This window comes from Donghicola sp. XS_ASV15, from assembly GCF_041224595.1.
In the GTDB taxonomy this organism is placed as follows: domain Bacteria; phylum Pseudomonadota; class Alphaproteobacteria; order Rhodobacterales; family Rhodobacteraceae; genus Donghicola.
In genome coordinates, this window is the sequence record NZ_JBGFGN010000151.1 from 126,581 (window position 1) to 139,178 (window position 12,598).

The 12,598-nt window shown below is 59.8% G+C and carries 10 protein-coding genes; 4 read left to right on the forward strand and 6 right to left on the reverse strand.

The features are described 5' to 3' along the window. Positions 1-38 precede the first annotated feature (38 nt). A complete protein-coding gene (locus AB9K37_RS13195; protein WP_369839527.1) occupies positions 39-1,184 on the reverse strand; it encodes a phosphoserine transaminase in 1,146 nt (381 codons plus the stop codon). 158 nt (positions 1,185-1,342) lie between these two features. Between AB9K37_RS13195 and serB the strand changes: the two genes are divergently transcribed. Then, positions 1,343-2,218 carry a phosphoserine phosphatase SerB gene (gene serB, locus AB9K37_RS13200; protein ID WP_369839530.1) on the forward strand — a complete coding sequence of 292 codons (876 nt, stop codon included), beginning with the start codon at positions 1,343-1,345 and terminating at the stop codon, positions 2,216-2,218. Between the two features lie 85 nt (positions 2,219-2,303). On the opposite strand, the gene AB9K37_RS13205 is transcribed toward serB, so the two are convergent. Beyond that, a complete protein-coding gene (locus AB9K37_RS13205) occupies positions 2,304-2,855 on the reverse strand; it encodes a 2OG-Fe(II) oxygenase (protein ID WP_369839533.1) in 552 nt (183 codons plus the stop codon). Positions 2,856-3,007: 152 nt separating this feature from the next. Continuing rightward, complete coding sequence (locus tag AB9K37_RS13210; protein ID WP_369839536.1) at positions 3,008-4,666, reverse strand: NAD+ synthase; 1,659 nt, start codon at positions 4,664-4,666, stop codon at positions 3,008-3,010. A 166-nt stretch (positions 4,667-4,832) separates the two neighbouring features. On the opposite strand from AB9K37_RS13210, the gene AB9K37_RS13215 reads away from it, so the two are divergent. Beyond that, positions 4,833-6,353: an MORN repeat-containing protein gene (locus AB9K37_RS13215; protein WP_369839539.1), complete on the forward strand. Its 1,521-nt coding sequence runs from the start codon at positions 4,833-4,835 to the stop codon at positions 6,351-6,353. Between the two features lie 12 nt (positions 6,354-6,365). Here AB9K37_RS13215 and AB9K37_RS13220 read toward each other — a convergent pair whose 3' ends face one another. Beyond that, on the reverse strand, positions 6,366-7,898 hold the full coding sequence (locus AB9K37_RS13220; RefSeq protein WP_369839542.1) for a cryptochrome/photolyase family protein: 1,533 nt from the start codon (positions 7,896-7,898) through the stop codon (positions 6,366-6,368). Further along, the gene (locus AB9K37_RS13225; RefSeq protein WP_369839545.1) at positions 7,895-8,560 is read right to left on the reverse strand and encodes an SDR family NAD(P)-dependent oxidoreductase; all 666 of its coding nucleotides are present in this window, start codon (positions 8,558-8,560) and stop codon (positions 7,895-7,897) included. Before AB9K37_RS13225 ends, AB9K37_RS13220 begins: the two co-directional genes overlap by 4 nt. A gap of 344 nt (positions 8,561-8,904) precedes the next feature. Here AB9K37_RS13225 and AB9K37_RS13230 point away from each other — a divergent pair, with 344 nt between their 5' ends. Beyond that, entirely contained in the window at positions 8,905-10,464 is a 1,560-nt protein-coding gene (locus AB9K37_RS13230; RefSeq protein WP_369839547.1) for a 2-isopropylmalate synthase, read from the forward strand. Between the two features lie 128 nt (positions 10,465-10,592). On the opposite strand, the gene AB9K37_RS13235 is transcribed toward AB9K37_RS13230, so the two are convergent. Beyond that, complete coding sequence (locus AB9K37_RS13235; RefSeq protein ID WP_369839550.1) at positions 10,593-11,375, reverse strand: 23S rRNA (adenine(2030)-N(6))-methyltransferase RlmJ; 783 nt, start codon at positions 11,373-11,375, stop codon at positions 10,593-10,595. Between the two features lie 158 nt (positions 11,376-11,533). On the opposite strand from AB9K37_RS13235, the gene AB9K37_RS13240 reads away from it, so the two are divergent. Beyond that, a complete protein-coding gene (locus AB9K37_RS13240) occupies positions 11,534-12,580 on the forward strand; it encodes a rod shape-determining protein (protein WP_072709162.1) in 1,047 nt (348 codons plus the stop codon). The last annotated feature ends 18 nt before the right edge of the window (positions 12,581-12,598 follow it).

Here is a 12,598-nt window from a genome sequence, read left to right on the forward strand (position 1 = left end):
ATGTTCGGGGGCGATACAGCACCCCCAAAAGGGAAAGCTTAGGCTTGCGCTTCGATTTCAGCTTCGAAGGCCCACTCGAGCCAAGGCATCAGAGCCTCAACATCAGCGGTTTCCACGGTGGCACCGCACCAGATACGCAGACCTGCGGGCGCGTCACGGTATGCACCGATGTCCAGCGCAACGCCTTCTTTTTCCAGACGCTTTGCGACGGCCTTGGCGAATGCAGCGCCGTCCTGAATGCGGTCGTCAGTGAACTTCAGGCAGACCGAGGTGTTCGAACGGTTTTCGTCGTTCACGGCCAGGTTCGCGACCCAGTCTTTCTGCCCGCAGAAGTCCCAGATGACTTTGGCGTTTGCATCTGCGCGCGCCATCAGAGCAGGCAGGCCACCGATTTCGCGAGCCCAATTCAGAGCAACCAGATAATCCTCAACAGCCAGCATCGAGGGGGTGTTGATGGTCGCGCCGGTGAAGATACCGTCGATCAGCTTGCCACCTTTGGTCATGCGGAAGATCTTGGGCAGGGGCCACGCGGGGGTGTAGCTTTCCAGACGCTCGACCGCGCGGGGGCTCAGGATCAGCATACCGTGGGCCGCTTCGCCGCCCATGACCTTCTGCCAAGAGAAGGTGGTCACATCCAGCTTGCCCCAAGGCAGGTCCTGCGCAAATGCGGCCGAGGTGGCATCGCAAATGGTCAGACCTTCGCGGTCGGCGGGGATCACGTCGCCATTGGCCACGCGCACGCCCGAGGTGGTGCCGTTCCAAGTAAAGACGACGTCGGTGTTGTAGTCGATGGACGCCATGTCAACGATCTCGCCGTAGCCGGCTTCTTTGACCTCTGCGTCGATTTTCAGCTGCTTGACCACATCGCTAACCCAGCCAGCGCCAAAGCTTTCCCAAGCAACCATAGTTGCCTTGCGGGCACCCAGAAGCGACCACATGGCCATCTCTACCGCACCAGTGTCGGATGCGGGAACGATGCCGATTTTGTAGTCAGCGGGGATGCCAAGAATGTCACGGGTTTCTTCGATGGCAGCCTTCAGCTTGTCCTTGCCCACAGCGGCACGGTGCGAACGGCCCAAAGCAGCGTCCGACAGCAGTTCCAGCTTGAATGTGGGGATTTTGGCGCAGGGGCCAGAAGAAAAACGCGGGTTTGCCGGCCGCGTTGCCGGTTGTGCGATAGCCATTGCTGGTACCCTTCCAGATAATCGCCTCTCGTTGGGGAGAGGTGTCCCGCTGACGCAGATACGGGGCTTCGCGCTCTTTCACAATAGCCAATTTGTCGCTATAGCGCCGCTTGAGTGACGAAAAACGACGACATTGTTCCCTATAGGAAACTTCCCCCATGTATGTGGCAACTCTACTGACCAATCCTGCCAATCCTGCGCTGGACGCGATGCTTGTTGATTCTCTGCGCAATGCGTGGGGTGGTGGGGCCGTTCAGTGGCTGTGCCCCGACGTGGCCGCAGAGTTCGGTCTGGACGTGTTGCCTGACAACCAGTGGGATGTGTGGGAAGACCTGCAAAAGCAAGGCGTTGATCTGGTGATCCAGCCTGCGGAAGGTCGCAAAAAGAAGATGCTGCTCGCGGATATGGACAGCACCATGATCCAGCAAGAGTGCATCGACGAATTGGCGGACGAAGCAGGTGTCGGCGAGCGCGTTAAAGACATCACCGCGCGCGCGATGAACGGCGAGCTGGACTTCGAAGGTGCCCTGACCGAGCGCGTGGGTCTGCTGAAAGGTCTGCCCGAGAGCGTGATCGACAAGGTTCTTGCCGAGCGCATCACCTTTATGCCCGGTGGCCGCGAATTGCTGGCAACCATGAAGGCGAACGGCGGCTACTGCGCGCTGGTATCTGGCGGGTTCACGGCGTTCACCGCCAAAGTGGCTGCAGAGTTGGGCTTTGACGAAAACCGCGCGAACACCCTGATCGCCGAGGGTGGCGAGCTGACCGGTGACGTTGGTCGCCCGATTCTGGGCCGCGAAGCCAAAGTTCAGGCTTTGGAAGAGATCACAGCGCGTTTGGGGATCACCGAGGCGGATGTTGTGGCCGTGGGGGATGGTGCGAATGATCTGGGGATGCTGGGTCGGGCTGGCGCTGGCGTGGCTCTGCACGCCAAGCCCTCGGTCGCGGCGGAGTGCGATATCCGCATCAACAACGGCGATCTGAGTGCGCTGCTGTACATTCAGGGCTACGCTAAAACGGAATTCGCTGGATAACGGGGGCGCGGCTGGCGCCGCGCTGCCTTCGGCGAGGGTATTTTCACCAAGAAAGAGGGGCCTGTGTGGCCCTTTTTGCTTTACGTCAGCGGAACGGAGTTCCATGGCTCCAGATCGTCAGGCTCTGGCGGGTGCCGTCGGTAACAGGGGTTACGCGGTGCATCATGAAGCTGGGGAACAGGGTTGCGGTGCCGCGTACGGTGTTTGCTGCGACACAATCGCGGCCGGTCATGAGCTCGAGCTTGCCGCCTTGGTAGGCGTCGGTTTCGGAGAGTTGGACCACCATGGTGAGCTTGCGACGGCTGGCGATGCGGCCCTCGCCAATGTCAGAGTGCCAGTCGAAGTGCCCACCAGCGCTGGCGCGATAGGTCGCGACTTGGGCGCTTTCTGCAAATTCGCTGATCTCGAAATCAAATACGTCGCGGTTGGCCACGCGCACCAACTGTAGGATACGATCCATTACCCACTCTGTGTCCGACACTTCATCTAGCCAAACCAGTTCAGCGCGACGATAATTGTGATCTTTCTGAGCCCGAACCAGCTTTGCATCACTCGGGATAGCGGCATTTGCGATCTGGGTGATACGGTCGCATTCGGCCGAGGAAAAGGCGTCCGGTATCTGGTGCACGGCGATCATTTGGGGGCATCCGTAAAAGTTGCGTTCGGAAGCGTCCCGTTATGCGGCAGACTTGAACAGGTCTTGCCGAATTTCGACATCATCGACAAAACACGACGATAAAATTCGGTTTAGGTGAGAATGCGAGCGGACCACGCGCGCAGATGTTCAGGTCACCGGCTCGTACGGAAGCGATTCACGATGGGATAGCGGCGGTCCATCCAGAACGCCTTTGTCGTGAGACGCGTGCCAGGGGCTGCCTGATACCGCTTCCATTCATTGATGTAGAGCAGATGTTCCACCCGTTTGACGTCGTCTCGATCATAGCCGCGCGAGACGAGATCATCGACGGACTCTTCGTGATCCACGAGGCCGGTCAGGATCGCGTCCAGCACGTCGTAGGGGGGCAGGCTGTCCTCGTCCTTTTGGTCGGGGCGCAGCTCGGCGCTCGGGGGTTTGGTGATGATGCGGGGCGGGCAAACTTCGCCATCAGGACCCTGCATCCAGTCGCGGTGGTGGGCGTTGCGCCAGCGACAGGTCTCGAACACACGGGATTTGTACATGTCTTTGATCGGGTTATAGCCGCCGTTCATGTCGCCATAGATCGTGCAGTAACCGGTGGCCATTTCCGATTTGTTGCCGGTGGTCAGCAGCATTTCCCCGAACTTGTTGGACAGCGCCATCAGGATGGTGCCGCGAATGCGGGACTGGATGTTTTCCTCGGTCACGTCTTCGGCCAAACCCTCGAACATGGGGGCCAGCGTTTCGGTAAAGGCATCGCGGGCAGGCGTGATCGGGACGGTGTGATATTTCACGCCAAGGTTTTCAGCGATCTCCTTGGCGTCCTCGAGTGAGTGTTCGGAGGTGTATTCGGAGGGCAGCATGATGCAGCGCACATTGTCCGCTCCAATGGCGTCCACAGCGACCATCGCGACCAAGGCCGAGTCGATGCCGCCGGACAGGCCCAAGAGCACCTTCTTAAAACCGGATTTACCAAGGTAATCGCGCAAGGTGACGACCATCGCGTGGTAGTCTTGCTCCCACGCGTCGGGGTGATCGGCCAATTGGGCTTGCTCCGCGTCCCATCCGTCATCGGTGCGGTTCAGGGTGATGTGGGCGACAGCCTCTTCGAACACGGGCAATAGGACGGCCAGTTTGCCACCACGATTCAGCACGAACGAGCCGCCGTCAAAGGCCTGATCGTCTTGGCCGCCGACCATGTTCACATAGACCAGCGGCATGTCATTCTCGATCACACGGGATACCATATGGGTCAGACGCGTGTCGTACTTGTCCCGGCGATAGGGCGAGCCGTTGGGGACCACCAGAAACTCTGCGCCTGTTTCGGCCAGTGTTTCGGCGACGTCTTCGTGCCAAGCATCCTCGCAGATTGGGGTGCCGATGCGGACGCCGTTCAGCACATAGGGGCCGTTCATCTCGCCAGATTTGAAAGTCCGCTGTTCGTCAAACACGTTGTAGTTCGGCAGGTGATGCTTCAGCAGTTGGGCGCTGATCTTGCCGCCGTGCAGGACAAAGTACCCATTGTGCAGGTTCGGACCGACCATCACAGGCGCACCAATCCCGATGGCAGGGCCGTTGGCGCAATCGGCCGCCAGTGCCTCCAGATGCTCCATGCAAGCGTTCTGCAGGGCAGGCTTCATCACAAGATCCTGCGGGTTGTAGCCAAGAAGGAACATCTCGGGGCAGACCACATAATCAGAACCGGCCTCTTTTGCCTCGGCCCAGACCTGACGCACGCGATTGGCATTGCCCGAAAGGTCCCCCATCACTGGGTTCAACTGGGCCATGGTCAGGCGGAAACTCTGGGTCATGTCGATAGCCTCTTGCGGTCATATGCAGGGGTCGCGTCCCCACCGCTTTACCAGAATGCGGCCCGAGGGAAAGAGATCGCGCGAAATCCGTTGCCCGAAGTCGGGGGGTGAATTAGGGTCCGGTGTAGGTTGTTTACTGGGATCTTCCCCGTAAGAGGAGTGAAAGATGCGCGATTTCAAAAGCTTTGCGGCGACGACAGCACTTGCCGTGATGTTAGGCGGATCGGTTCTGGCACAAGACGCGGGCGAGGTAATTACCAAGCAATATGACGACGGCGGCATCTACGAGGGCACGTTCAAAGACGGTCTTCAGGATGGCACCGGCACCTATCGTTTGCCGAACGGATTTACTTACACGGGCGATTGGGTCGCGGGTGAAATCCGCGGCGAAGGTGAGGCGCGTTTCCCCAACGGATCAGTCTATGTGGGCCAGTTCGCCAAGGGTAAACCCGATGGCGTCGGCAAAATCACCTTTGCCGATGGCGGCACCTACGAAGGCGAATGGGTCCAAGGTGAGATCACCGGCCAAGGCGTCGCCGACTACGCAACCGGCGTCCACTACGAAGGCGGCTTCCTAAAGGCGATGCATCACGGCAAAGGCCGGATGGAGAGCCCCGGCGGCTATGTTTACGAGGGTGACTGGGCCAACGGCGTCAAAGAGGGGCGCGGCACGATCACCTACCCCGACGGCGCGGTCTACGAGGGCGAAATCAAGGACGGCACCCGCGCGGGCGAGGGCACTTTGACCATGTCCGACGGACTGACCTATCAGGGCAACTGGTCCGACGGTCAAATCAACGGCGTGGGCAAACTGACTCTGGCCAACGGCGACGTGTACGAAGGCGAACTGGTCGACGGCAAGCGTCAGGGTCAGGGCAAAGTCACCTATGCCAACGGCGACACCTACGAAGGTGCGTTCGAAAATGACCAGCGCCACGGCCAAGGCACGTTCACCGGCGCGGACGGCTACGTCTACAACGGCGACTGGGTCAGCGGCGAAATTCAGGGGCGGGGCAAGATGACCTACCCCGACGGCTCGGTCTATGTGGGCGAAGTCGCCAAGGGTTTGCCCGATGGGCGCGGCACCATCCGCTATCCCGATGGCAACAGCTACACGGGCGACTGGGAATCCGGCGTGATCGAAGGCGAGGGCAAGATCACTTATACCAACGGCCTGGTCTACGAGGGCGGCTTCAAAAACGCCCGCAACGATGGCCAAGGCGTCCTGACCATGCCCGACGGCTACCGCTACGAAGGAGAATGGTCGAACGGCGAACGTCAGGGCAAAGGCACAGCAACCTACGCAGACGGCACTGTCTACGAAGGGGACTTTGTCGCGGGCAAACGCGAGGGCACCGGCACCATCACCATGCCCGATGGCTTCCGCTACGAGGGTGAGTGGAAGAATGGCGAAATCAGTGGCGAAGGCACGGCGACCTATGCCAACGGGGACGTCTACCAAGGCACCTTTGTCGAAGGCAAACGTCAGGGCTTTGGCGTCATGCGCTACACCACCGGCCAGCAGACCGAAGGGCAGTGGGACAACGGTGCGCTCGTTACCGAAGGCGCAGAGGAGGTGCCAGCTGACACCGCGACCAATGCGCCCGAAGTTCCTGCAGAGACTGAAACCGAGGCGCCTGCAAACGACGACGCAGAGCCTGAAGCAGAGGTCCCAGCAACCGAGTGACTTAAACGGGTGTCAGATAACCCCGCCCTGATCCATTCGGCGCAGCAGGCTATCGGCTTCAGAGAGCACCGTTTCGCGGTGCTCTTCGTCCATCCGGTCCCACGTGCGATACATATTCCCCATGCGCGGGTTCTTTTCGAACCGCTCTCGGTGACGATCCAGAAAATGCCAGTACAGCAGGTTAAACGGGCAGGCCCCCTCACCCGTCTTCTTGCTGACTTTGTAGTGGCAGGATTTGCAGTGATCCGACATCCGATTGATGTAGCTGCCAGAGCTGACATAGGGCTTGGATCCCAATAGCCCCCCGTCGGCGAACTGGCTCATCCCGATTGTGTTCGGTGCCTCGACCCACTCATAGGCGTCCGCATAAACGCCCAAGTACCATTCGTGCACCTCGGCGGGATCAACACCCGCGAGTAGCGCGAAATTCCCCGTGATCATTAGTCGTTGGATGTGGTGCGCGTAGGCCTCTTCCTGAGTAACCTTAACCGCACATTCCACACACTTCATCTTGGTCTCTGCGCCCCAGTAAAACGCGGGCAACTTGCGGCCATGCTCCAGCGCATTGCTCTGCATGTACTCGGGCCCCTGCAGGAAATAGATGCCGCGCACGTATTCCCGCCACCCAATGATCTGCCGGATGAACCCCTCGACCGCATTGATCGGCGCATTGCCGTTATCGTATTCCTTTGCAGCCGCCTCACAGACCTCCAGCGGGTTCAACAGTCCCGCGTTGATGTAGGGCGACAGGATCGAATGATAGAGCCACTTCTGGTCCGTGAGCATTGCGTCCTGAAAGTCCCCAAACTTGGGCAGCGCGTTCGTCATGAAGTCCTTCATCGCATCCAGCGCTTGCTCCCGCGTGGTCGCAAAAAAGAAGCCATCCAGATTGCCAAGATGGCTGTCGAACCTGTCACCAACCAGATCCAGAACCTTCCGAACGTCTTCATCGGGTTCGAACCTTAGCGGGCCGTCGTGGCTCACATCGTCTGGCGCGGGCTTGCGGTTGTCGTGGTCGAAATTCCACTTTCCCTCGACCGGATCGTCGCCATCCATGAGCAAACCGGTCTTCCGCCGCATATCGCGATAGAAATACTCCATCCGCAGGGATTTGCGCCCCTCGGCCCAGTCCTGAAATTCGGTGTGCGATGCCAGAAAGCGATCATCGTTGAACATGTGCACGCTGACCGGACAATTCTCGAGCGCACTGATCAAGCGGAACTCCCCCGGCTCGGTCGCGATGACCTCATGGGCGTCGAACTGTTTTGCGCGACGCATCAACTCACCGCAAATGCTATCACTGCCCTCGTCTTCGAACCGCTTGTACGCAACCTGCCAGCCGTCCGCCTCCAAAGCCTTCGCGAATTTGCGCATCGCAGCGAACAGAAAAGCAATCTTCTTCGGGTGATGCTTCACATAGGTCGCCTCGTCTCCGACCTCAGCCATCACCACAACATCGCGGTCCTTATCCCCTTCGCGCAGGGCAGACAGGTCCATGGACAGCTGGTCCCCCAGAACCAGAATCAAGCGTCGTTTCTGGCTCACCACGGAATCTCCTTCATCGCGTAGTCGTAAAATCCACCGGACTGCTCGACTGTCAGCCCTTCCAGCACATCCACCAGACGCACAGCTGCGTCCTCGGGCGAAACCGCGGGATGCCGACCCAAATACTTGCGAGTGAACTCGGTCGCGACAGTCCCCGGATGCAAAGCGACGCAGATATGCTCTTTGTGCGTCCGCCCCAATTCAATCGCTGCCCCCCGCACGATCTGGTTCACCGCCGCTTTGGCCGCGCGATAACTGTGCCAGCCGCCCAACCGATTATCCCCAATACTGCCGACACGCGCGGACAACACTGCCAGCACCGACCGCCCCTCTTTCGGCAGCAACCGCACCGCATGCTTTAGAACCAAGGCCGGCCCAATGCAGTTCACCGCAAACTGATCCGCCATCGCCTTGGCATCCAACTGGCGCACAGACTTCTCTGGCGCTGCGCCATCCACCTCAAGGGCACCCGTGGCGTTGAACACCACATCAAACGGCCCCTCCAGACGCCCGAGAACTTCGGCAACAGAGGCCTCATCCGTGACATCCAGCCCATCCGCCGACCGCGACACACCAACGACATCATATCCGCGACGCGAAAACTCCGCGCGCATAGCCGATCCGATTCCCCCCGATGCCCCGATCACCAATGCCCGTTTCATGCACGCCCCTTGCAGACTTCTTTTTGCGATAAATACTCAACAGCGTGCGGCCCGAAGCCCGCAAACACCTTCTGGACAAGGCACCTAGCCTTGATGCAGGCCCAATCAACAAATCGGCTCTTTTCTTCCCTGCATCGGCATGTATAGATGCGCGCCATGATGATGATGGGACATATTGCGTCGAACGCACCTGCTGGCCGTGCTCTTGCACAGGCCCTGTCCCTACTTCTCCTAACTCGCCTCTGAGCGTGCCCGATGGGCGCGTCCGCTCAGAGGAGTTATCTATCGCGCCCCTGTTTACCCATGAACAGCCCTCGGGCTCCGGAGAATAAAGCGAGATTCCTATGACTACTGCGACCAACCGCGTCAAAATTTTCGACACCACCCTGCGTGACGGCGAGCAAAGCCCCGGCGCGACCATGACCCACGATGAGAAGCTCGAAATTGCAGAGCTTCTGGATCAGATGGGTGTCGATATCATCGAAGCGGGCTTCCCGATCGCATCCGAAGGCGACTTCCGGGCCGTATCCGAGATCGCGCAGCGCAGCCAGAACGCCACCATCTGTGGCCTTGCCCGCGCGAACTTCAAAGATATCGACCGCTGCGCCGAGGCTGTGCGCAACGCCGCCAAGCCGCGCATCCACACCTTTATCGGCACATCACCCCTGCACCGCGCCATCCCGAACCTGACGCAGGATGAAATGGCCGAGCGTATCCATGACACGGTGACCCACGCCCGAAACTTAGTCGAAGACGTGCAGTGGTCGCCCATGGACGCGACCCGCACTGAGTGGGACTATCTTTGCCGTGTGATCGAAATCGCGATCAAAGCTGGCGCAACCACCATCAACATTCCTGACACCGTGGGCTACACCGCCCCGCGTGAAAGCGCAGACCTGATCAGCCGCCTGATCGAAACCATACCCGGCGCGGACGAGATCACATTCGCGACCCACTGCCACAACGACCTTGGCATGGCGACGGCAAACTCGCTGGCTGCTGTCGAAGGCGGCGCGCGCCAGATCGAGTGCACCATCAACGGCCTTGGCGAACGTGCGGGCAACACCGCACTCGAAGAAGTCGTGATGGCGCTGAAAGTGCGCAACGATATCATGCCTTTCACCACGGGCATCGACACCACCAAGATCATGAACATCTCGCGCCGGGTTGCTTCGGCGTCGGGCTTCAACGTTCAGTACAACAAGGCAATCGTCGGCAAGAACGCCTTCGCCCACGAAAGCGGCATCCACCAGGATGGCATGCTCAAGAACGCTGAAACATTCGAGATCATGCGCCCTGCCGATGTGGGTCTGTCGGGCACTTCGCTGCCCCTTGGTAAGCACTCGGGCCGCGCTGCGCTGCGTGCGAAGCTCAAAGACCTTGGCTATGACGTTGCTGACAACGAGCTGATGGACATCTTTGTCCGCTTCAAAGAGCTCGCTGACCGCAAGAAAGAGGTCTACGACGAGGATATCGTCGCGTTGGTCCAGGCTGGCGCACCCGCGAGCGAGCATCTGAAGGTCAAGTTCCTGCGGGTGATCTGCGGCACCGAAGCGCCTCAGTCCGCCGACCTGACCATGACCGTCGATGGTGAGGACAAACAGGTCACCGCACAGGGTGACGGCCCCGTCGATGCGACCTTCAACGCGGTCAAAGCTCTGTTCCCCCACGGCGCGCGCCTGCAGCTTTATCAAGTGCACGCCGTGACCGAGGGCACGGATGCACAGGCCACCGTCACCGTGCGTCTGGAAGAGGATGGTTTGGTTGTTACCGGTCAGTCAGCGGACACCGACACCGTGGTCGCCAGCGCAAAAGCCTATGTCGGCGCGCTGAACCGACTGATCGTCCGCCGCCAGAAATCGGGCAAAGACACCAAAGAGGTCAGCTACAAAGACACCGTTTGATCGGGTTTTTGACCTCACAGTCTTGGGGCTGGCCATTGGGCCGGCCCTTTTCTTTGTCAGCGGTGCGCTTGGCCACTGATGCGACGTGAGTATTTTCGCAAAGCAGAAAGAGCAGGTGCGGCGAAAGCTCAGCGGTTGAAGAGCTTGTCGACCTGCTTCATCGCGTCTTCGGTCCCCCAAGGCGCGTTCGCGATGTACATGCCAGAGCCGATCATGCGGTGCCCTTCTCGGACGGGCGGGAAACGGACCTCGTGCACCATAGCGTTCGGCAGGTCTTGGGACTTCAGCGCAGCGATCATCGGCTTGTGGGCGTCCGAGGTCAGGATTGGATACCACAGGGCGATGATCCCCACGTTCCACTTGCGATGCAGGTTCGCAATCTCGCGCGGGATACGCGCGTAGTCCTCTTTGACCTCGTAGCTGGGGTCGATCAGGCAGAGCCCGCGGCGCGGGGTCGGCGGGCACATGGCTTGGGCCAGTTCAAAGCCATCCTGTTTGTGCACTTTGGCACCCGTTCCGCGCATCGCCGTGCGCAGGGCATCGAATTCACGCGGGTGCAATTCGGCCAGATTGATGCTGTCCATCGGCCGCAAGAGCTGCGCCGCGATCATCGGAGAACCCGGATAAGCCGTCGCGCCATGCTGTTCGCGGATCGCAGTCACAGCCCGCACGTAGGGATGATCTGCGGGCAGAGCCTTGCGGGCCAGCGCAGACGTGATCCCTGCCTCGGCCTCGCCTGTTTTCACCGCCTCTGGCGCGTCCAACATGTACAAACCGCGCCCCGAGTGGGTCTCGACGTAGGACAGGGGTTTGTCCTTTTGCGTCAAATAGGACAGGACCGCCGCAAGAAGCATGTGCTTTTGCAGATCTGCGGGATTACCGGCGTGGTAGATGTGTTGATAGGACAGCATAGCGCCTCTTACCCGTGCAAGTGGCCCCAAGGAAAGGCGGAATGGTGCTGATTTGACCGTTCTGGCCCCTTTTCCGCGGCGAAATGCGCCCCTATAAGGTCTCACGCCTGCCTCTCTGAAGTCGCGGGTTTCGAATTATTTAATGTGAGGCCTCCACAATGGCGTTCCTTGGAAGTTTGCAGGGCGTATTTTCATCTGACATGGCGATCGACCTCGGCACCGCCAACACTCTGGTTTACGTGAAGGGTCGCGGTGTGATCCTGTCCGAGCCCTCTGTGGTCGCTTATCACGTCAAGGACGGCACCAAGAAAGTGCTGGCTGTCGGCGAAGATGCAAAGCTGATGCTGGGCCGTACTCCTGGCAGCATCGAGGCCATCCGCCCCATGCGCGAAGGTGTCATCGCGGACTTCGACGTCGCCGAAGAGATGATCAAGCACTTCATCCGCAAAGTGCACAAGCGCTCGACTTTTTCGAAGCCCAAGATCATCGTTTGTGTCCCCCACGGCGCGACCCCTGTTGAAAAGCGCGCGATCCGCCAGTCGGTTCTGTCCGCAGGTGCCCGCCGCGCTGGCCTGATTGCAGAGCCCATTGCGGCCGCGATCGGTGCAGGGATGCCCATCACCGACCCGACCGGCAACATGGTCGTGGATATCGGCGGTGGTACCACCGAAGTTGCGGTTCTTTCGCTGGGTGACATCGTTTACGCACGTTCGGTTCGCGTCGGTGGTGACCGGATGGACGAGGCAATTATAAACTATCTGCGCCGCCAGCATAACCTGCTCATCGGTGAAGCCACTGCAGAGCGTATCAAGACCAGCATCGGCACCGCCCGTATGCCCGACGATGGCCGCGGTGCATGTATGTTGATCCGTGGTCGCGACCTGCTGAACGGTGTTCCCAAAGAGATCGAAATCAGCCAAGGCCAAGTTGCCGAAGCCCTGAGCGAACCCGTGCAGTCGATCTGCGAAGCCGTGATGACCGCGCTGGAAGCGACACCGCCGGATCTGGCGGCGGACATCGTGGACCGCGGTGTGATGCTGACTGGCGGCGGCGCGCTGCTGGGTGAACTGGATCTGGCCCTGCGCGAGGCAACAGGTCTTGCGATCAGCGTTGCGGACGACAGCCTGAACTGTGTGGCCTTGGGCACCGGCAAAGCGCTGGAATACGAAAAGCAGCTGCGTCACGTCATCGACTACGACAGCTGAGGTGGGCCGCTGCGGCGG

What these genes read in the sequence shown, in the direction of transcription:
- AB9K37_RS13205 (WP_369839533.1), bottom strand. Translation starts at nt 2,855, where the DNA reads ATGATCGCCGTGCACCAGATACCGGACGCCTTTTCCTCGGCCGAATGC.
- AB9K37_RS13235 (WP_369839550.1), bottom strand. Translation starts at nt 11,375, where the DNA reads ATGCTGTCCTATCAACACATCTACCACGCCGGTAATCCCGCAGATCTG.
- AB9K37_RS13195 (WP_369839527.1), bottom strand. Translation starts at nt 1,184, where the DNA reads ATGGCTATCGCACAACCGGCAACGCGGCCGGCAAACCCGCGTTTTTCT.
- AB9K37_RS13210 (WP_369839536.1), bottom strand. Translation starts at nt 4,666, where the DNA reads ATGACCCAGAGTTTCCGCCTGACCATGGCCCAGTTGAACCCAGTGATG.
- AB9K37_RS13225 (WP_369839545.1), bottom strand. Translation starts at nt 8,560, where the DNA reads ATGAAACGGGCATTGGTGATCGGGGCATCGGGGGGAATCGGATCGGCT.
- AB9K37_RS13215 (WP_369839539.1), top strand. Translation starts at nt 4,833, where the DNA reads ATGCGCGATTTCAAAAGCTTTGCGGCGACGACAGCACTTGCCGTGATG.
- AB9K37_RS13230 (WP_369839547.1), top strand. Translation starts at nt 8,905, where the DNA reads ATGACTACTGCGACCAACCGCGTCAAAATTTTCGACACCACCCTGCGT.
- AB9K37_RS13240 (WP_072709162.1), top strand. Translation starts at nt 11,534, where the DNA reads ATGGCGTTCCTTGGAAGTTTGCAGGGCGTATTTTCATCTGACATGGCG.
- serB (WP_369839530.1), top strand. Translation starts at nt 1,343, where the DNA reads ATGTATGTGGCAACTCTACTGACCAATCCTGCCAATCCTGCGCTGGAC.